Below are 16755 nucleotides of genomic sequence, written 5' to 3'. Positions count from 1 at the left end.
GTGGTCAGGCGGCGCGGCTGAGAAAGATCCGCTTCAGCTCGCCCTTGCCCAGCACCTCGTCCAGCACGCGCAGGGCGAAATAGGGCAAGAGGATCACCCAGAGCAGCACCGCATAGGCGAATTTCTCGCGCAGGGAGCCATCGGCCATGGCCCGGATGGCATCCGCCGCAGCATGGCCGTGCAGCAGGGCGACCACCGCCTCCTCGATCATGCAGAAAGCGACCAGCAGCCCCATGAAGAGCGAGGCGCGGTAGAACACGTTGACGAAGAGCCGCCGCCCGCGCAGCCGCTCGCCCAGCCGTGCGGCGTGGCCCAGCATCATGAACTTGGCGAGCACCAGCGCCTTGAAGAAGGCGAAGCCGTAGGCGCCGAAGGCGATGCCCTCGGCCTGCAGGACCGCGCTCCGGTAGAAGATGACCGCGGCGAAGGAGATGTAGAGGTAGACGAAGATCATCCCGTACTCCTGCATCTCGTGCAGGAGCCGCGCCTTCAGGCCCTTGGGATGGGTGGCGGCGGCGCTCACACGCCTTCCGGCAGGCGCGTCGCCTGGCTCGCCGCCAGCACCCATTCGCCATCCACGCGGGCCATCATCTGCACCCAGCGCACCTGGACCACGCGGTTTTCCGCCATGCTGCGGATCGGGCTGCGGCCGGTGACGACCACCGCATCCGGATTCAGCACGCGGATGGAGAGTTCCTCGACATTCGCGAGTTCGATCACCGGCTCGCCCGCCAGGATGGAAACGAGGCGCGCATCACGGCCATCCACCTTCCCGGTCGTATGGGTGTGGGTGAAGGAGGGGGCGAACATGGCGCGCAGCTGCACCACATCCCGCTCGCGCGCCGCGGCCTGCAGGCCGACGCGGAAGGCCATGACCTGCTGCTCGATATGACCCGCGCGCTCGGCCGTCAGGTCGTGGTGCGGGTGCGCCATGGCGATGGAGGCCGGAAGGGCCAGAGCGAGGGCGAGAAGCGCGCGGCGATGCATGAGGAGGCCTCCGTTGTGCGGTGCAAAGTTTGAGCGCGATGGGGTCCCGGGGTCAATCGCTGCGTGGATGGGCCAATCTCCAGGTAGCGAGCAGCCCCTCCGCATCCACCGCCACATAGCGCTGCGTGGTGGAAAGGCTGGCATGGCCCAGCAGTTCCTGGATGGAGCGGAGATCGGCGCCGCCGGCGAGCAGATGCGTCGCGAAGGAATGGCGCAGCGCGTGCGGCGTCGCGTGCTCGGGCAGGCCGGCGAGGCGGCGGTATTCGCGCAGCGTGCGCTGCGCGACGGCGGGGTCGAGCCGCTTGCCGCGCGCGCCGAGAAACAGCGGCTCCTCCGGCAACGCGCCGCCGCGATGCGCCATCCAGCCGGCCATGGCCTGGCGCACAACCGGCAGCACGGGAACCAGCCGCGTCTTGCCGCCCTTGCCCAGGATGCGCAGCGCGGCATCGCTGCCGGGCAGTGGCGCCTCACCCACGGTGAGGCCCAGCGCCTCGCTGATGCGCAGCCCGCAGCCATAGAGCAGGGTGAAGAGGGCCACATCCCGCGCTGCCTGGAATTCCGGTCGCTCGCCGTGATGCACCTCGCCGATGTCGCTGCCGGCGGCGCGCGCATCGGCCTTGTTCAGGGCGCGTGGCACGGGCTGCACGCGCTTGGGGCCGCGCATGGCGCCGACGGCGAGCGGCTTGATGCCATGACGCCGCGCCAGGAAGCGCAGGAAGCTGCGGATGGCGGCAAGTTGCCGCGCACGCGTGGCATTGCCCGCGCCGTCCTTCGCGCGGGCCGCGAGAAAGGCGCGCAGGTCGGCCGGCGCAAGGGAACCCAGCGCCGCGAGGTCCGGCTCCGCGCCCTGGTGCTGGGTCAGGAAGCCCAGGAATTCGGAGACATCCCGCCCATAGGCTTCCAGCGTGTGCGGGCTGGCGCGGCGCTCGGTGGCGAGCCAGGCGAGGAATTGGATGCGGGCAGCCTCCCCGGTCATCGCGCCAGAGCGGCGTCCAGCGCGCGGGCGAGGAAGGCGAGGGATTCCGGTTCGTTCGGCAAATCCGCCACCTCGCGCGCTCCCAGCGCCAGCGTGGCCTCTCCGGTGCGCAGCAGTGCCTCGCGCCGGATGAGCGGCGCCGCCTCGCCATGCAGCGCGGCGCTGGCCACCGTCACGTCGCGCAGCACCAAAGCCGGGCCAGGGACGAGCGGGACCAGGCGGCAGGATTCGAGGCCGAGCCGCGCCGGCCATTCATGGCGCAGGCAATCCTCGGCATCGGGGTTGGCGATCAGCGCCAGCACGGCCTCTGCCACCTTCGCCGCGAAGGCGCCGCGCGTGCGGCCCGCTTCCAGCAAGCCCCGCCATTCCTGCCGCCCGGCCTGGATCATCGCCGCCATATGGTCCGCCACCACCTCGCCATGCACCCGGCGCGGCGGCGTCAGGATGGCATAAAGCTGCGGCCGCTCGGCGAGGAAATCCGGGTTGGCGAGGAGGAAGGCCTCGACGGCGGCGGGATCAGGCGAGCCGGTCACGCAGCCTTTCCTCCCCAGCAGAGAAAGAATCGCGCCCCGAGAATGCGAGGCGAATAGCCGAGCCGGGATGCTTCAGCATCCCGAAGCCAAGCGGCCGGAGGCCGCGCCCGGCGCCTGAGGGTCACAGAATAGATTGCCCCGTCTTCGCCCAATCGGCCAAAAACGCCTCCAGGCCGCGATCGGTCAGCGGGTGCTTCATCAGCCCGCGGATCACCGCCGGCGGCATGGTGCCCACATGAGCCCCCAATTTGGCCGATTGCAGCACATGCACCGGGTGGCGGATGGAGGCGACCAGCACCTCGGTCTTGAAGGCGTAGTTGCGATAGATCTGCACCACATCCGCGATCAGCCCCATGCCGTCCTGGCCGATATCATCCAGCCGGCCGACGAAGGGCGAGATGAAGGTGGCCCCCGCCTTGGCCGCCAGCAGCGCCTGGTTGGCCGAGAAGCAGAGGGTGACGTTCACCGGCGTGCCCTCCTCGGAGAGCACCTTGCAGGTGCGCAGCCCGGCTTCCGTCAGCGGAACCTTCACGCAGACATTGCCGGCGATGGAGCGCAGGTAGCGCCCCTCCTTCAGCATGGTCTCGTGGTCCGTCGCGGTCACCTCGGCCGAGACGGGGCCATCGGTCAGCGCGCAGATCTCGGCGATGACCTCGCTCATCTTGCGGCCGGACTTGGCGATCAGGCTCGGATTGGTGGTGACGCCGTCCAGGAAGCCCGTGCCCACGAGGGAGCGGATTTCAGTGACATCGGCGGTGTCCACAAAGAACTTCATGGCGGGGGCATCCTGCTGGGCGGCGAGTGGGTCGCGGTCGAATGGAAGGCGGGGGTTGACCACGGGTCATCCCGTGGCGGAGGGAATAGCCCATGGGGACACCATCCCGAAAGACCAATGGGGCCCGAAAGGCCACAGGCGACCTGCTGGGCGGCCAGCGCGTCAGCGTCCTGCTGCCCCTGCCGCTGGAAGGCGCCTATGACTACCGCCTGCCCCCCGGGCTGGTGGCGGGTCCGGGCCATTTCGTCGAGGTGCCGCTGGGCGGCCGCGTCGTGCTCGGCGTCATCTGGGACGATTCGCCCGAGGCGGATCACGTGGCCGAGGGGCGCCTGCGCGAGGTGATCGCGGTCAAGCCCGCGCCGCCGATGCGCCCCGCCTTGCGCCAATTGGTGGACTGGATCGCAGCCTATACTCTCTCGCCGCCCGGCGCGGTGCTGCGCATGGCGATGAGCGCACCCGCCGCGCTGGAGGCGCCGGCCCAGGCCTCGGGCTGGCGGCGCGTGGCGGGGGCAGAGGCGCGCATCACGCCGGACCGCGCGAAGGCGCTGGCGGCGCTGGGCGAGGAAATCCTGCCCGGCACCGAGATCGCACGGTTGGCCGGTGTTTCGCTGGGCGTGGTGCGGGGCCTGGCTTCCGTCGGGCTGATCGAGCCAGCGCTGATGCCGCGCGCGAGCACCTTTCCGCGCCCCCAGCCCGATTTCGCGCCGCCGGTGCTGCGCCCGGAGCAGGAAGCGGCCGCGGCGGCCCTGCGTGAGGCGGTGGCCGCGCGCCAGTTCGGCGTGACGCTGCTGGAGGGCGTCACCGGCTCCGGCAAGACCGAGGTCTATCTCGATGCCATCGCCGAGACTTTGCGCCAGGGGCGGCAGGCGCTGGTGCTGCTGCCCGAGATCGCGCTCTCCACCCAATGGCTCGCGCGCTTCGAACGCCGCTTCGGCGCTCCGCCCGCCCTCTGGCATTCCGAGCTCTCCTCCCGCACGCGCCGCGTCACCTGGCGCGCGGTGGCGGAGGGGGATGCGCCCGTGCTGGTCGGCGCGCGCTCCGCGTTGTTTCTCCCCTTCCCCGATCTCGGCCTGATCATCGTGGATGAGGAGCACGAGACAGCCTTCAAGCAGGAAGAGGGCGTGATCTACCACGCGCGGGACATGGCCGTGGTCCGCGCGCGCCTCGAACGCGCCGCCTGCGTGCTGGTCAGCGCCACGCCAAGCCTGGAGAGCGTCGCCAACGCCGAGGCCGGGCGCTACCGCCGCCTCGGCCTGCCGGTGCGCCATGGGGGCGCGGCCATGCCCGAGATCACGGCGGTGGACCTCCGCCAGACGCCGCCCGAGCGCGGGCGCTTCCTCGCACCCCCGCTCATCGCCGCCGTGACCGAGACGCTGGCGCGCGGCGAGCAGGCGATGCTGTTCCTGAACCGGCGTGGCTATGCGCCGCTCACACTCTGCCGCGCCTGCGGGCATCGCATGCAATGCCCGAACTGCACCGCCTGGCTGGTGGAGCATCGCGCGCAGCGCCGCCTGCTCTGCCACCATTGCGGCCACACCGCGCCGACGCCGCCCGCCTGCCCCGAATGCGGCGCCGAGCATTCCCTGGTGCCCATCGGCCCCGGCGTGGAGCGCATCCAAGAGGAAGTGGCGGAGCTGTTTCCCGAGGCGCGGCGCCTGGTGATGGCGAGCGACACCATCCCCGGCCCCGCCGCCGCCGCCGCCGCCGCGCGGCAGATCGAAGAGCGCGAGGTGGACCTCATCATCGGGACGCAGATCGTCGCCAAGGGCTGGCATTTCCCCCATCTCACGCTGGTGGGCGTGGTGGATGCCGATCTGGGCCTCGGCGGTGGCGATCTCCGCGCCGGCGAGCGCACCATGCAACTGCTGCATCAGGTGGCGGGGCGGGCGGGGCGCGAGGACAAGCCCGGCCGCGTCATGCTGCAAAGCTTTTCGCCCGAGCATCCGGTGATGCAGGCGCTGATGCAGGACGATTTCCCGGGCTTCCTGAAGGCCGAGGCGGCACAGCGCGAGCCGGGGCATTGGCCGCCCTATGGGCGGCTCGCGGCCCTGATCATCAGCTCGGAGGATGCCCGCGCGGCCGAACGCGCGGCGCGCGAGCTGGGGCTGGCCGCGCCGGTTGGCGATGGGTTGCAGGTGTTGGGCCCGGCGCCGGCGCCGCTCGCGCTGCTGCGCGGGCGGTATCGGCATCGCCTGCTTCTCAAGGCCGCGCGGGGGGTGAAGGTGCAGCCGGTGCTGGTGGACTGGCTGGCGCGGGTGCCCCTCCCGCGCGAAGTCCGGGTCCAGGTGGATGTGGACCCGGTAGGCTTCCTCTGAGGCGACGGACCGCGGCCCGTCAAACGACTTCGTTGATCTTCTCTGCCAGTTCCAGGGGCTCGGACTGCGTCTGCGTGTCGTCCCAGGTCAGAATGACCTTGACCCTGTTGCCCGCCCATTCGACGTAGAAATCATCCTTGTCCAGAAGGACGGCGAGCTTCGCCAGGAAACCCCAGGCTGCGATCCGATTCTGGAAGCGGAACTTCCGTTCCATCGCCGGGCGTGTCTCGGCGCGCGTCCATTTCGGAACGGCTTGGCTGGAATGACTCAACGCGCTTCTCCCGGGCGATGAGTAACCGTGCCCAATTCATTTTCCAAGAAACGGTATCGTCTTCATGTCTTGGGATCAAGAAGAGCGATTTCGACAGCTGCCAAGCACCGAAATTTTGCATCTCCGGCGAACACCAGCGCTCTGGAATGCGGGCGGATCGCGGGTGGCAAGCCCCGTGGCTCAGGCCTGGGCGCTGCGCGTGGCCACGCGCAGCGCGGAAACAGGCGATGGGGAAGATATGAGGCCCGGCGATCGCCCAGACCTCAGAACACGAAGCGGGACCCGATGATCACGCTGCGCCCTGGCGTCTGAAAGCCGTTCACCGGCTCCCACTTGCTGTCCGTCAGGTTGCGTCCTTCCAGATAGACATTCACCTGCGGCAGCACCGGATAGGTCGCCGTCAGATTGAACAGCGTGCCGGACTTGTTGTAGCGCATCGCATTCACGCTCGCCCCCGAGTTCAGGTAGGTGGCGAAGGCCCCTTCCGGCGAGCGCCCGGTGAACAGCACCTGCGGCGTGATGACGAAGCCGGGCGTGGGCTCGATGCGCGCCGAGACGGTGACGATGCTCTCCGGCCGGCGTGGCAGGGGCGCGCCGGTCTGCCCATCCGTCGCATCCGTGATGGTCCAGGACACATCGGTGGTGAACCAGCGCACCGGGCGCATCGCCCAGTTCAGCTCGACGCCCTTGATGTTGGCGCTCGCCACATTCACCAGCGTGTTGAAGCCCGCGTTGAAGTTGATCAGGTTCGTCACGCGCTGCTGGAAGAAGGTGAAGCCCACCGTCGAGAATCGCGGCTGGTTGAAGGCCGCGAAATCCGTCTCGGCGCCGAATTCGTAGCCGATGCTGGTCTCGGGCTGCAGGTTCGGGTTGCCGCGGAAGGTGTTGCCGATCACGCCGAAGCGCTGGTTGAGCGAGGGCGCGTTGAAGGCCGTCCCGCCCGAGGCGCGGATGCGCACGGCGGTCTCCGGCACCGCGAGCACCGCACCGACGCGCCAGCTCGTATAGCCGGTGTAGTCGGAGACATTGTCGTAACGCACGCCGCCCGTGACATCGAGGGCGTTCCAGAAGCGGTACTGCATGGCCACATGGCCCGCCGTCGTGTCCTGCTGCGCATTGGTGACGGAGCGGAAGGGCACGTTGCCCGCGAAGCTCGTCACATTCTCATGCGCGTAGTTGATGCCGAAGGTGACGGCGCCATCCGTCGCGGGGCCGAAGCCCGGCAGGCGCACCACATTGCCCCAGTCCACGCTTTGCCGCGTGCCGCGGTAGTAATCCTGCACGGTGGCGCTGCTCAGGATGTCTGGCAGGTTGGAATAGGTCCGCCGGTCCTGCGTGACGGCGAGGCGCAGGCCGGTGGTGAGCCGCCCGTCGAAGAGGTTGGTTTCGCCGCGGATCTGGCCCACCCAGCGCCGGTCATTGCCGGTGTAGTTCGGGTCGTCCCGCGGTACGCTGTCCACGCCGAAGGCATTTTCCCGCCAGCGGACCTGGCCCTCCACGCGCGTGCCGGGCGCGAAGGTATAGCCCAGCCGTGCCGTGGCATTGGTGGTGTTGAAGCCGTCGAACTCGCCCAGCGTGCGCCAGAAGCGGCTGGCCGTGGCGTTGGAAGCCTGGGTGGAGATGTTGTTCAGGCTGGCCAGATAGTCGAATTGGCCGATGGTGCCAGCCATGCCGCCACCCAGGCGGAAGGTGCTGGCCGTGCCGTAGGCGACCTCGCCATAGGGCATGAACTGCCGGTCCGGCGGCGCGCGGCGCGTGACCAGGTTGATCACGCCGCCCACCGCGGCACTGCCATAGAGCGAGGAGGCGGGGCCGCGCAGCACCTCGATGCGCTCGATGTCGAACAGCGTCTCATTGCCGAAGTTGAAGGCGCCATTGGCATCCGAGGGGTCGTTCACCGGCACGCCGTCCATGAGGACGAGGGTGGAGCGGCTGGAATTGCCGCGGATGAAGACACTGGCCTGTTGGCCCGGCCCGCCCGATTGCGCGACGCGCAGGCCGGGCACCGTGGCGAGGGCTTCCGCCAGGTTGGCGAAGCCGTTCTCCTCGATCGCCTTGCGATCGATGACGGTGATGGAGGCCGGCACGCGGGCCAGCGGCGTGGGCACGCCGGTGGCCGTGACGATGGTGTCGGGTACGGCGATGAGGTCCTGTTCCGGCGAGGAGCGCGGGGTTGGGCTTTGGGCGAGAGCAGGCGTCACCGACGCCAGGATGGTGGCGGTGCTGAGCAGAAAACGGCGCATGGGAGACCTCCCGTGTTGCGCATGACGACATGCCGGACGGGAACATCACCCCGCCCGACGGCTGGCGCCGAGCCCGCAAACGGAACAGGTCCGTGGCACCGGTGCACCCCGCCCGGTACGCGCGAGAACAACTCTGCGAAGGCCGGTCTCCTGGCTCGCGGGTCGTTGCCCTGATCCGCCTTCTCACCCCCCGGCAGGGAAGCAATGGCATCTGGATCGGGGCTCTCCGCCTACAGTTGCGGGGGCAGCCGCGGATTGGCCGGAATGCCCGGCGCGTCGCGCGTTCCCGTTTCAACCCTCATCGGGTCACCTTCACATGATTCGAGTCTAGACCGGGTCAGATGACCCAGCCAAGGGCCTGGATCCCCACCCAGACCAGGGCGCCGATCACGAAGGTGGCGAAGAGGCAGCCCAGCAGCGTGACCAGCGCGCCGATGCCGATGACGCGGTTATCCGCCTCCACCACGCCCAGCGCCATGATGATGGTGCCGAAGGCCGGCGGGCCATTGGTGCCCGGCCCAGGCAGGATGAGCATGACGGCCGAATAGACGGTGAGCCAGCCCACGATCCGGTCGCCGAAGGGGCTGGTGAAGAAGCCTGGGCGCGGCTTCACATATTGCTCGACGCGCTTGATCCAGGAGGAGCTGGACGCGCCGGACAGGCGCAGCAGGTCCTCGCGCTTGATGGATTGGCGGGCGATGAAGCGCGGCAGCTTCGGCACGCGGCGGCCCATGCCCATCTGCACGCCCAGGATCAGCATGGGGATGCCGAAGACCGAGGCCATGCCCGGCAGCAGCGAAGGCAGGCAAAGCAGCAGGATCAGCAGGCCGAAGGCGCGGTCGCCGAAGGCTTCGGCCATCTCGCCCAGCGTGATGCGCGCCCCCGGGAACTGGGCCGCGACCTCGGTGACGATGCGCGAAATCGGCGCGAGATGCTCATCATGCTGATCGGGTGCGGGTTGCGCCGTGCCGTCCAAAAGCCTGTCCTTGTGACTATCCCCCCGCGGGGGGTCCCGCAGATGAACGGGAACTTAACGAGATATTGCGCAGAAGCCAGTGGTAATTTCGCGGGCGGCCTCATTTCCCGAAACGAAGCCGCCCATTTTGAGGCGTTCAGGCGCCGGTGAAGACCGGCTTGCGCTTCTCCATGAAGGCGCGGCGGCCTTCGCGGTAATCGGCACTGTCGAAGCAGGCATCCTGGTTGGCGGCGATGGCGGCCATGTCGCGATCCGCCGGATCGGCCAGGACGGCGCGCACGGTGCGCTTGTTGGCGCGCAGCGAGAGCGGCGCGTTCACCGCGATGGTGGAGGTGATCTTCGCCACCTCGGCATCCAGCGATTCGGCCGGGTGCAGCTTGTTGATCAGGCCCATGCGCTCCGCCTCGGCCGCCTCGATGCGGCCGCCGGTCATCAGGATGAAATGGGCATGGGCGGGGCCCACCAGGTTCACCAGGTTGGTCACCATGTCGAAGCCATAGGCGATGCCGAGCTTGGCCGCCGGGATGCCGAATTCGCTCCCCGCGCCCGCGATCCGCATGTCGCAGGACATGGCGATGCCAAGCCCGCCGCCCATGCAGAAGCCCTGGATCTTCGCGATCACCGGCTTGTCGAAATTCGCCAGCCGCTCGCGGCCATGGCTGGTCTTGATGTTGTATTGCCGCTGCGCATCGGCGTCGGAGCGGTTCTTCTCGAACTGGCTGATATCGGCGCCCGAGACGAAGGCCTTGCCGCCCGCGCCTTCCAGCACGACGCAGCGCACCGCCGGGTCGGCCTCGAAGATATCGAGCGCCTCGGCCATGCCGTCCCACATCGCGATGCTCATCGCGTTGCGCTTCTCGGGCTGGTTGAAGATGATCGTGCCCACGCCGCCTTCGCTGCGGGCCAGGATCTTTCCATCGGCGAACTGCATCTCACTCACTCTCCCAAAACCTTCTTCGCCCGCAATGCGGCGATCTCCTCAGGGGTCAGCCCGGCTTCCGCCAGGATCTCGTCGGCGTGCTCACCGAGCGCCGGCACGCCACGGCGGATGCCCGGTGTGTGGCCCTCGATGTTGATCGGTGTGCGCACCACGCCCGCCTTGCCGAGCTTGGCGTGCGGCACATCCCACACCATGCCCAGATGCTGCACCTGCGGGTCCTCGAAGACCTCACGGATGTTGTTGATCGGCCCGCAGGGGATGCCGACCTCCTCCAGCAGATTGATCCAGTATTCGCTGGGCTTCTGGCGCGTGACCTCGCTCACGGCCGCGTTCAGCGCGGCGCGGTCGGCCGTGCGGCCTTCGGCGGTCTGCCATTCGGGCTTGGCGAGCCAATCCTCGCGCCCCGCCGCCTTGCAGAAGACGGCCCAGAGCTTGGGCGAAGAGGCGGCGATGTTGATCGGCTTGTCGGCACTCGGGAAGACGCCCATGGGCGTGTTCACCGGGTGGTCATTGCCCGCCTGTCCTGCGATCTCGCCTTTCTGCAGCCAGCGCGTGGCCTGGAAGTCGAGCATGAAGACCTGCGCCTCGAGCAGCGAGGTATGGACCCAGCGCCCCTTGCCCGTCTTCTCGCGCTCATAGAGCGCCATCATCACGCCCATCGCCAGCAGGTTGCCCGCCGTGAGGTCATCGATGGGGATGCCCACGCGCATCGGCCCGCGCCCCGGCTCGCCCGTGATGGACATGAGGCCGCCCAGCCCCTGTGCGATCTGGTCCACACCGCCGCGCGTGGAGTAAGGCCCGGTCTGGCCGAAGCCAGAGATGCTCGCATAGACGAGGCGTGGGTTGATCTTGGACAGCGTCTCGTAGTCGATCTTCAAGCGGTGCTTCACCTGCATCCGCATGTTCTCGACCACGACATCCGCGGTGGCGGCGAGGCGCAGGAAGGCGGCGTGGCCTTCGGGGCTCTTGAGATCAATCGCGAGGCCGCGCTTGTTGCGGTGCAGGTTCACGGAATCGAAGCCGTCCCGCGCGCCGCCGAAGCCGTCATTATTGCCCGGCGGCTCGATGCGGATGATGTCCGCGCCCCAATCGGCCAGGTGCCGCACGCAGGTGGGTCCGGCCCGGGCGAGGGTGAGGTCAAGCACGCGCAGCCCGTTCAGGGGCAGGGTGGTCGCGGCTTTCGCGGCGGCGGCGCTGTCATCTGGCATGGATGTTTCTCCCGCTGGCAAACTACGCGCTGCCGTGTGGCCTGAACAGGCCGAGGCCCACAAGCCCGCGATAGATCGGCCCCAGCAGGAAATTGCACATGAGCGTGCGCGTGAGGTGGAAGGCCAGCACCAACGGGACCGCGACGCCGAGCGCCTTGGCGGTCACGCCCATCTCCGGCATGCCGCCCGGCGCCATGCCGAGCATGACCGCCGAGGGTGGCAGGCCCATGATCCAGGCGAGCCCCGCGCCGAACACGGTGCAGAACAGGCAAAGCAGGAGGGAGGAGACCAGCGCCGCGCGCATCAGCTTGCGCGCGCCGAGCAGGAACTCCCTGGTCAGCTTCTGCCCCAGCCCCGCCCCCATGCCGACCTGCGCCGCATCGATCAGCAAAGGCGGCACGGCCGAGGGCAGATGCCCGAAGGCGGCGGCGGTGATGGCGAGGAAGCAGGGCCCGATCATCCAGGGATTGGCGATGCCCGTGCGCCGCAACAGCAGCGCGCCGACCGAGCCGACCACCAGCATCCCCAGGAAGCCCGTGGCATCGAAGACGAGGCGCGGCGCCACGAAGGCGCTGGAGTCGCCATGCGGCGCGATGGCCGAGAGCGTGGGCGGCATCACCAGCACCACCACCAGCACGCGCAAGGTCTGCGCGAGCGTCACCGGCGCCAGCGGCGCTCCTGCGCGGTCGGCCAGCACCGCCATGACGATGACGCCGCCCGGGATGGTGGCGAAATAGGCGGTGCGCGCGTCCGTCCCCGCCATCCGCGTGAAGACCGGCATGGTGGCGATGCCCGCCAGGATGGAAAGCACGCCCGCGATCAGGATGGCCGGCGCCGCGCCCAGCAGCGCAGCGAGCACGGGGCCGGAGAAGGTCTGCCCGAAGGCGAGACCGATCACGATCAGCGCCGCCGGCCGCGCCGCGGGATGGACGGCCGGCACCAGATCGAAAGGCCGGAACCACGCCACTGCCGCCGTGCCGAACATGGCGCCGATCATCCAGGCCAGCGGCACATGCAGCAGCGAAAAGATGAAGCCGCCCGCCACAGCGGCGGCCAGCGTCAACAGATGCGCCGGGAGAGAGGGAGGAAGGGTCACGCGGCATCCAGGTTCGGCGCTTGGGGCGCGCGCGTCAAACCCATGCCGCGCGCTTTCATCAGCGATTAACCCCTGGCGTGGTTTCTGGGACGAACCTTCACCCTGACTGAGCCCCGCCCATGAAGCCCATCGGCACCTATCTTCCGACCGGCCTCCCCGCCGCGCCCGCCACCAGCCCGGCCAGCGGCCCCGCGCCGCCCCCCGCGCCGCCGATCGGCCCCAATCCACGGCTGCGGCTTGACCCCGCGCTCGGCATCGTCGTCATGGAGTTCCTGGATGCGGAGGGCAAGGTCGCGCGCAGCGCGCCGAGCGCCGCGCAGCTGGAGGCCTATCGCAACGCGCAGCGCGGCTTCGGCGTGAAGCCCTGATGCCTCAGGCGGTGAAGCCGCCCGGCGGGAAGCCGAAGCGGGCCAGGATCGCCGCCGCGCTGCTGCCGGATTCCGACCGGGCGCGGTTCATGAGATAGCGCTCCGCCAGGCGCTGCACCTCCTTGGGGTCTTCCAGCTTGCTGATGTCGAGCCGCGCACGCACCGCGCGCGCCTGGGTCTCGACGGACTGGATCGCGATCTCCTGCGGCAGGCCCAGCGCGCCGGTCACCACACGGCGGATGATGGGATCGCCCAGCACGGCGTAGATATTGCCATCCACTGCCGTCGCACGCTCCTTGAAGAGGACGGCGTCGCCCAGGCCCGGCTGCTCCTTTTCCAGGTTCTGATTCCATTGCGCGCGGCGCAGGCCATCGGCCAGGCTCGCCTGCAGCTGCGGGTCGCGCAGCGCGGCGATGCCGCCCTTGGCGAGGTTCAGCGACTCGGCGGCGGATTTCCAGCGCTTGTCGCCCAGCGTATTGGCGAGGCTCTTCTCATCGTTGAGGTCCGAGAGCAGGACGCGCGTGGCGAGGCCCGGCTGGCTGCCTCCCTCGGGAATGCCGAGCGCGCTGGTGAGAACCTGCAGCACGCGCGGGTCGCGCAGGGCGGCACGCACATCCGGAGCACGGTCCACGGCCCGCTTGAACTGCTCCATGGCGCGCTTCTGCTGCGGCTCGGTGGCGATGCGGCCGAGCGCGCGCTCCTCCTCGCCGGGCTTCAGCACCCGGCGAAAGGCGGCGACGGCGGCCGCCGCGTCAGCCATGCGCGCCCTCGGGCGCCTCACGCCGCGGCGCCGGCAGGGGGGTGAGGCCCAGCACCTCCTCCTCGTGGCGCATGACGCGGCGTGCGATCTTCAGCGCCAGGTAGCAGTCATCCTCCTCAGCGGCCTCCAGCGCGCGGGCCAGCATCTCACGCACGAGGACGGAGGTGGTGGCCTCCTTGAACTCCTCGATCAGCGTGCGGGCGGCGAGGAGGCCGGGCTCCCGCTCCTCCTCCGTGCCGATATAGGCGGTCTGCAGCGCGAAATAGATGCGTCGCGCGGGCGTGTTGGCGCCCTCCGGCGCCATGATCTGCTTGCCGAAGAGGAAGCGCGCCTTGGCCGCGAGCTCGATCCGCGTGCGGTTGCGGAACCGGATCGGCGCGCCGTTCACCACCATCAGGTCACCCTGGCGGAGTTCCAACACGAGCGTGGACATGTTTTTTCCCTTCAAGTCGCTCCGGCAGGAAATCCACGCCCAGCCTCCGCAGCCGGGGGCGGGGCGCGGCCGGCACGGGCCCTCATGGCTCCTTGCCGTTCCGCCGGTGCCGGGGACCACCCGGCACGGGATCATTCTGCGTCGGCCGGGGTTAATGCCGCTTGAAGATCGAGGCGGCGGACCCAGGCGTGCCTCATCGCAGGAAATTCGCGAGGGTGAGTTCCCGCAGCGACCCGATCGCACGGTAGCTCGCCTCCAGCGCGTTCCGCGTGGCCTGCAGCCGCACCAGCACATCGGCGACGTCCACCTCCTCGATGTCCGCCAACTGCTTGGACAAGGCCGTCGAGAGATCGTCATGCCGGCGCTGCGTCGCTTCCATCCGCGCCTCAACCGTGCCCAGCGCACCCGCCTCCTCGCCCAGCGCCAGTTCGGCGGAGGAAAGGCCGTCACGCAGGGTGCCCATGAAGGCGTCGAAGGTCTGGCGGTCACTCATCTGCTCGGGCGTCAGCGCGGCCAGGCTCATCAGATTGCGCATCAGATCCCGCGCCCAGCTGCCGGTCGTCTCGCCCTGGCTGACGGCATCCGCGTTGCGCCCGGCAATGATGCCGTAGCCGATCAGCTGCCCATCCGCCGCGGGTACGGCACGGCGCGCCTCCTGCTCGCCGGGCGGCAGGGCCGCGTCGGCGGCCAGGCGATCGGAGAAGGGCGTGACGCCGGCCAGGTTGCTCTGCGCGATGCCCCGCGTCGCGGCCACGGTGGCAGCGAGGCCCTGGCTCGGCAGCGCCGCGACCTCCGCGGCGATCTGCTGCGCCATCGGCCCGGTCGGCAGCCCTTCCGGGTCGGGGATGGGCGGGCGCGTCAGGTCGCTGCCGCCAAAGAGATATTCGCCCCCGTGCCGGGTGTTCAGCAGATGCGCCACCTCGACCAGCGCGGCGCGCGCGTCGCCCTGCACCGTCATGAGCGAACCGGGATCGCCCGCGGTGATGCGCGTGGCGGCCTTGGTGCGGAATTCGCGGGCGATCTCGGTCAGGCGGTCCAGGCTGCCCTGCATCACCGCGGTACGGCCGAGCGCCTGCTCCATGGCCTGGCCGGAGAGCTCCCGCCGCCCCAGTTCGGCGCGGAGCGAGACGCTCCGGGACACGCCTGCGCCGAGATCGCCCAGCCTCTCCGCCTTCAGGCCGGTGATGGATTGCCGCGTCAGATTCTCGATGCGACCGCGCAGCTGCATCGTGTCGCCCATCAGCCGGTTGAACAATTCCATGCTGGACATGGCGGGTCAGTCCCCTTCTATCGGCCGATGGATTGCAGCTGTTCCCACATCTGCTGCGCCGTGTTCAGCACGCGGGCATTGGCCGCATAGGCGTTCTGCAGGCGGATCAGCGCCGCCATCTCGGCATCCGGGTCCACGCCGGCCTCGCGCTGGAAGCGCGCATCCATGCCGGCCTTCAGCCCCTCGGCGCGCTCGCGTGCCGCCGTCGCCGCCGCACGGTCGGCCGCCTGCACGCCGGTGAGCGTCGCGGCGTAATCACCGATCGCGCGCGGGGGAATGAACGGGGAGCTGAGCGTGCCATCGGGTCCGATGCCACTGGAGGCGATGGGCGGCCAGGTGACGCCGGGGCGCACCGTCTGCCCCAGGCTGTGGGTGATCACGCGGTCGAGCAGGGTTGCGAAACCGGCGGGCCCATCGGCCGGGTTGGGGGTGAAGCCGCTGGCCCCGCCGGGCGTATCCGCCACCGCGTGAGTGCCGTCGCGCAGCAGGGCGAGGTTGCCGGCGACCGCGTCGCTCAGGCGGATCTGGCCGGCGAAGCCCAGCTGCCCGCCAGTCGGGTCAGTGTAGGGCAGCGAGGTGTCCGGCACCTGGCCCGACGCACCGGTGAAGAGGCGCAGCCCCTGCTGGTCGAAGCGCGTCGCGATCGTGGCGGCGGCGAGGTCGAGCTCGGCCTGATAGCGCGGCAACGTGGCGTCGCGCAGGGCGACAAATTCCCCGAGCCGCCCGCCGCCCAGTTGCCGCGTGATGTCGGCGCCGCCGAGCAGGATGGGCGGGATGTCACCGCCAGCCCCGTGGAAGGAACTCGCGCCCAGATCGGCGGAGGCGGCGGTGATGGCCTCGCCCTCGGGCTCCAGCGGCAGGGCGAAGCCACCGCGCGCCAGGAGCACGAGCCCGCCATCAGGCTGGTGCAGCGGCTGCACCGGCAGGCTCTGCGAGAGCTTCGCCAAGGCCAGGTCCCGGCGGTCCTCGAGATCGGCAGTGCTCAGCCCGCGCGAGCGGTCGCCTCGGATGGCGATGGTGAGCTGGGCGATCTCGTTCAGGCCGGCATTCACCTGCGTGACCTCGCGCAGGACGCCGTCATGCGCCTGCTGGCGCGCATCCGCCACCCCGGCCGCGAGGTCCTGGAAGCGCCCCGTCACCTCGCGCGCTGCGTTCAACGCCACGCGCTGCAGGCCGCCCTCCTGCGGGGCGCCGCGCAGCGAGGTCAGACTGGCCTGGAGGGCGGCGATGGCATCGCCCAGCGTCTCGCCGGCCCCGGCCGTGCCGTGCAGCGCCTCGATGCCGGAGAGCAGGCTTTCGCGCACCTGCGCCGCCGCCGCTTCCCCACCGCGCGAATCGCGCTCGTTCAACAGGGCCTGGTCCACCTCGCGCCGCGCATCGCCAAGACGCACGCCCATCGGCATTCCAGCCGCGGTGCGGGATTCGGCAGCACCGGTCTTGCGGGTATAGCCCGGCGTCTCGGCATTGGTGATGTTCTGCGAGACATTGGCCAGCGCGCGCTGCGTGGCCTGCAGACCGCTGCGCGCGATGCCGATGGCAAGATCGAGGCTCATCCGGAACTGGTCCTAGGTTCGGCGCTTCAGGTCGCCCGGGCGCGTCAGCGC

At 69.7% G+C, this 16755-nt stretch carries 17 protein-coding genes and 1 riboswitch; of the genes, 2 read left to right on the top strand and 15 right to left on the bottom strand.

All coding sequences use genetic code 11. From position 1 onward, the window contains the following. Positions 1–4: 4 nt before the first annotated feature. The 5 genes from KTR66_RS21805 to fsa all read right to left on the bottom strand — a co-directional run bounded on the left by KTR66_RS21805 (position 5) and on the right by fsa (position 3271). A complete protein-coding gene (locus KTR66_RS21805) occupies positions 5–523 on the bottom strand; it encodes a hypothetical protein (RefSeq protein WP_213616414.1) in 519 nt (172 codons plus the stop codon). Then, entirely contained in the window at positions 520–987 is a 468-nt protein-coding gene (locus tag KTR66_RS21800) for a nuclear transport factor 2 family protein (protein ID WP_213616413.1), read from the bottom strand. The genes KTR66_RS21805 and KTR66_RS21800 overlap by 4 nt, the downstream gene beginning before the upstream one ends. Before the next feature lie 52 nt (positions 988–1039). Beyond that, the gene (locus KTR66_RS21795) at positions 1040–1963 is read right to left on the bottom strand and encodes a tyrosine recombinase XerC (protein ID WP_213616411.1); all 924 of its coding nucleotides are present in this window, start codon (positions 1961–1963) and stop codon (positions 1040–1042) included. Beyond that, the gene (locus KTR66_RS21790; protein WP_213616409.1) at positions 1960–2496 is read right to left on the bottom strand and encodes a hypothetical protein; all 537 of its coding nucleotides are present in this window, start codon (positions 2494–2496) and stop codon (positions 1960–1962) included. Before KTR66_RS21790 ends, KTR66_RS21795 begins: the two co-directional genes overlap by 4 nt. A gap of 121 nt (positions 2497–2617) precedes the next feature. Further along, positions 2618–3271, bottom strand: coding sequence for a fructose-6-phosphate aldolase (gene fsa / locus KTR66_RS21785; RefSeq protein WP_213616407.1), 654 nt, complete (start codon positions 3269–3271; stop codon positions 2618–2620). A gap of 92 nt (positions 3272–3363) precedes the next feature. On the opposite strand from fsa, the gene KTR66_RS21780 reads away from it, so the two are divergent. Further along, positions 3364–5586, top strand: coding sequence for a primosomal protein N' (locus KTR66_RS21780; RefSeq protein ID WP_213616405.1), 2223 nt, complete (start codon positions 3364–3366; stop codon positions 5584–5586). 19 nt (positions 5587–5605) lie between these two features. On the opposite strand, the gene KTR66_RS21775 is transcribed toward KTR66_RS21780, so the two are convergent. From KTR66_RS21775 to KTR66_RS21750, 6 genes are all read right to left on the bottom strand, one after another. Next, the gene (locus tag KTR66_RS21775; protein WP_213616404.1) at positions 5606–5857 is read right to left on the bottom strand and encodes a 4a-hydroxytetrahydrobiopterin dehydratase; all 252 of its coding nucleotides are present in this window, start codon (positions 5855–5857) and stop codon (positions 5606–5608) included. 263 nt (positions 5858–6120) lie between these two features. Then, positions 6121–8100 (bottom strand): TonB-dependent siderophore receptor, encoded by a 1980-nt coding sequence (locus KTR66_RS21770; protein WP_213616401.1) that lies wholly within the window; start codon positions 8098–8100, stop codon positions 6121–6123. A 122-nt stretch (positions 8101–8222) separates the two neighbouring features. Beyond that, a riboswitch (cobalamin riboswitch) is annotated at positions 8223–8429 on the bottom strand. Positions 8430–8437: 8 nt separating this feature from the next. Beyond that, positions 8438–9076 carry an exopolysaccharide biosynthesis protein gene (locus KTR66_RS21765; RefSeq protein ID WP_213616399.1) on the bottom strand — a complete coding sequence of 213 codons (639 nt, stop codon included), beginning with the start codon at positions 9074–9076 and terminating at the stop codon, positions 8438–8440. Between the two features lie 136 nt (positions 9077–9212). Next, entirely contained in the window at positions 9213–10007 is a 795-nt protein-coding gene (locus tag KTR66_RS21760; protein WP_213616397.1) for an enoyl-CoA hydratase, read from the bottom strand. Positions 10008–10012: 5 nt separating this feature from the next. Beyond that, positions 10013–11224: a CaiB/BaiF CoA-transferase family protein gene (locus KTR66_RS21755; protein ID WP_213616395.1), complete on the bottom strand. Its 1212-nt coding sequence runs from the start codon at positions 11222–11224 to the stop codon at positions 10013–10015. Between the two features lie 22 nt (positions 11225–11246). Continuing rightward, positions 11247–12320: an AbrB family transcriptional regulator gene (locus KTR66_RS21750; protein ID WP_213616393.1), complete on the bottom strand. Its 1074-nt coding sequence runs from the start codon at positions 12318–12320 to the stop codon at positions 11247–11249. A 119-nt stretch (positions 12321–12439) separates the two neighbouring features. Here KTR66_RS21750 and KTR66_RS21745 point away from each other — a divergent pair, with 119 nt between their 5' ends. Further along, positions 12440–12688: a hypothetical protein gene (locus KTR66_RS21745; RefSeq protein WP_213616391.1), complete on the top strand. Its 249-nt coding sequence runs from the start codon at positions 12440–12442 to the stop codon at positions 12686–12688. A gap of 4 nt (positions 12689–12692) precedes the next feature. Here KTR66_RS21745 and KTR66_RS21740 read toward each other — a convergent pair whose 3' ends face one another. From KTR66_RS21740 to KTR66_RS21725, 4 genes are all read right to left on the bottom strand, one after another. Continuing rightward, on the bottom strand, positions 12693–13448 hold the full coding sequence (locus tag KTR66_RS21740; protein WP_213616389.1) for a DUF1217 domain-containing protein: 756 nt from the start codon (positions 13446–13448) through the stop codon (positions 12693–12695). Next, a complete protein-coding gene (locus tag KTR66_RS21735; protein WP_213616387.1) occupies positions 13441–13881 on the bottom strand; it encodes a flagellar biosynthesis repressor FlbT in 441 nt (146 codons plus the stop codon). Before KTR66_RS21735 ends, KTR66_RS21740 begins: the two co-directional genes overlap by 8 nt. Before the next feature lie 193 nt (positions 13882–14074). Next, entirely contained in the window at positions 14075–15151 is a 1077-nt protein-coding gene (locus KTR66_RS21730) for a flagellin (RefSeq protein WP_213616385.1), read from the bottom strand. 17 nt (positions 15152–15168) lie between these two features. Next, complete coding sequence (locus KTR66_RS21725; protein ID WP_213616383.1) at positions 15169–16704, bottom strand: flagellar hook-associated protein FlgK; 1536 nt, start codon at positions 16702–16704, stop codon at positions 15169–15171. Positions 16705–16755 lie beyond the last annotated feature (51 nt).

The organism is Roseococcus sp. SDR, assembly GCF_019083995.1.
In the GTDB taxonomy this organism is placed as follows: Bacteria; Pseudomonadota; Alphaproteobacteria; order Acetobacterales; family Acetobacteraceae; genus Roseococcus.
This window is presented reverse-complemented; position numbering and strand designations above follow the sequence as displayed.

What these genes read in the sequence shown, in the direction of transcription:
- KTR66_RS21730 (WP_213616385.1), bottom strand. Translation starts at nt 15,151, where the DNA reads ATGTCCAGCATGGAATTGTTCAACCGGCTGATGGGCGACACGATGCAG.
- KTR66_RS21725 (WP_213616383.1), bottom strand. Translation starts at nt 16,704, where the DNA reads ATGAGCCTCGATCTTGCCATCGGCATCGCGCGCAGCGGTCTGCAGGCC.
- KTR66_RS21795 (WP_213616411.1), bottom strand. Translation starts at nt 1,963, where the DNA reads ATGACCGGGGAGGCTGCCCGCATCCAATTCCTCGCCTGGCTCGCCACC.
- KTR66_RS21800 (WP_213616413.1), bottom strand. Translation starts at nt 987, where the DNA reads ATGCATCGCCGCGCGCTTCTCGCCCTCGCTCTGGCCCTTCCGGCCTCC.
- KTR66_RS21755 (WP_213616395.1), bottom strand. Translation starts at nt 11,224, where the DNA reads ATGCCAGATGACAGCGCCGCCGCCGCGAAAGCCGCGACCACCCTGCCC.
- KTR66_RS21770 (WP_213616401.1), bottom strand. Translation starts at nt 8,100, where the DNA reads ATGCGCCGTTTTCTGCTCAGCACCGCCACCATCCTGGCGTCGGTGACG.
- fsa (WP_213616407.1), bottom strand. Translation starts at nt 3,271, where the DNA reads ATGAAGTTCTTTGTGGACACCGCCGATGTCACTGAAATCCGCTCCCTC.
- KTR66_RS21735 (WP_213616387.1), bottom strand. Translation starts at nt 13,881, where the DNA reads ATGTCCACGCTCGTGTTGGAACTCCGCCAGGGTGACCTGATGGTGGTG.
- KTR66_RS21745 (WP_213616391.1), top strand. Translation starts at nt 12,440, where the DNA reads ATGAAGCCCATCGGCACCTATCTTCCGACCGGCCTCCCCGCCGCGCCC.
- KTR66_RS21740 (WP_213616389.1), bottom strand. Translation starts at nt 13,448, where the DNA reads ATGGCTGACGCGGCGGCCGCCGTCGCCGCCTTTCGCCGGGTGCTGAAG.
- KTR66_RS21760 (WP_213616397.1), bottom strand. Translation starts at nt 10,007, where the DNA reads ATGCAGTTCGCCGATGGAAAGATCCTGGCCCGCAGCGAAGGCGGCGTG.
- KTR66_RS21780 (WP_213616405.1), top strand. Translation starts at nt 3,364, where the DNA reads ATGGGGACACCATCCCGAAAGACCAATGGGGCCCGAAAGGCCACAGGC.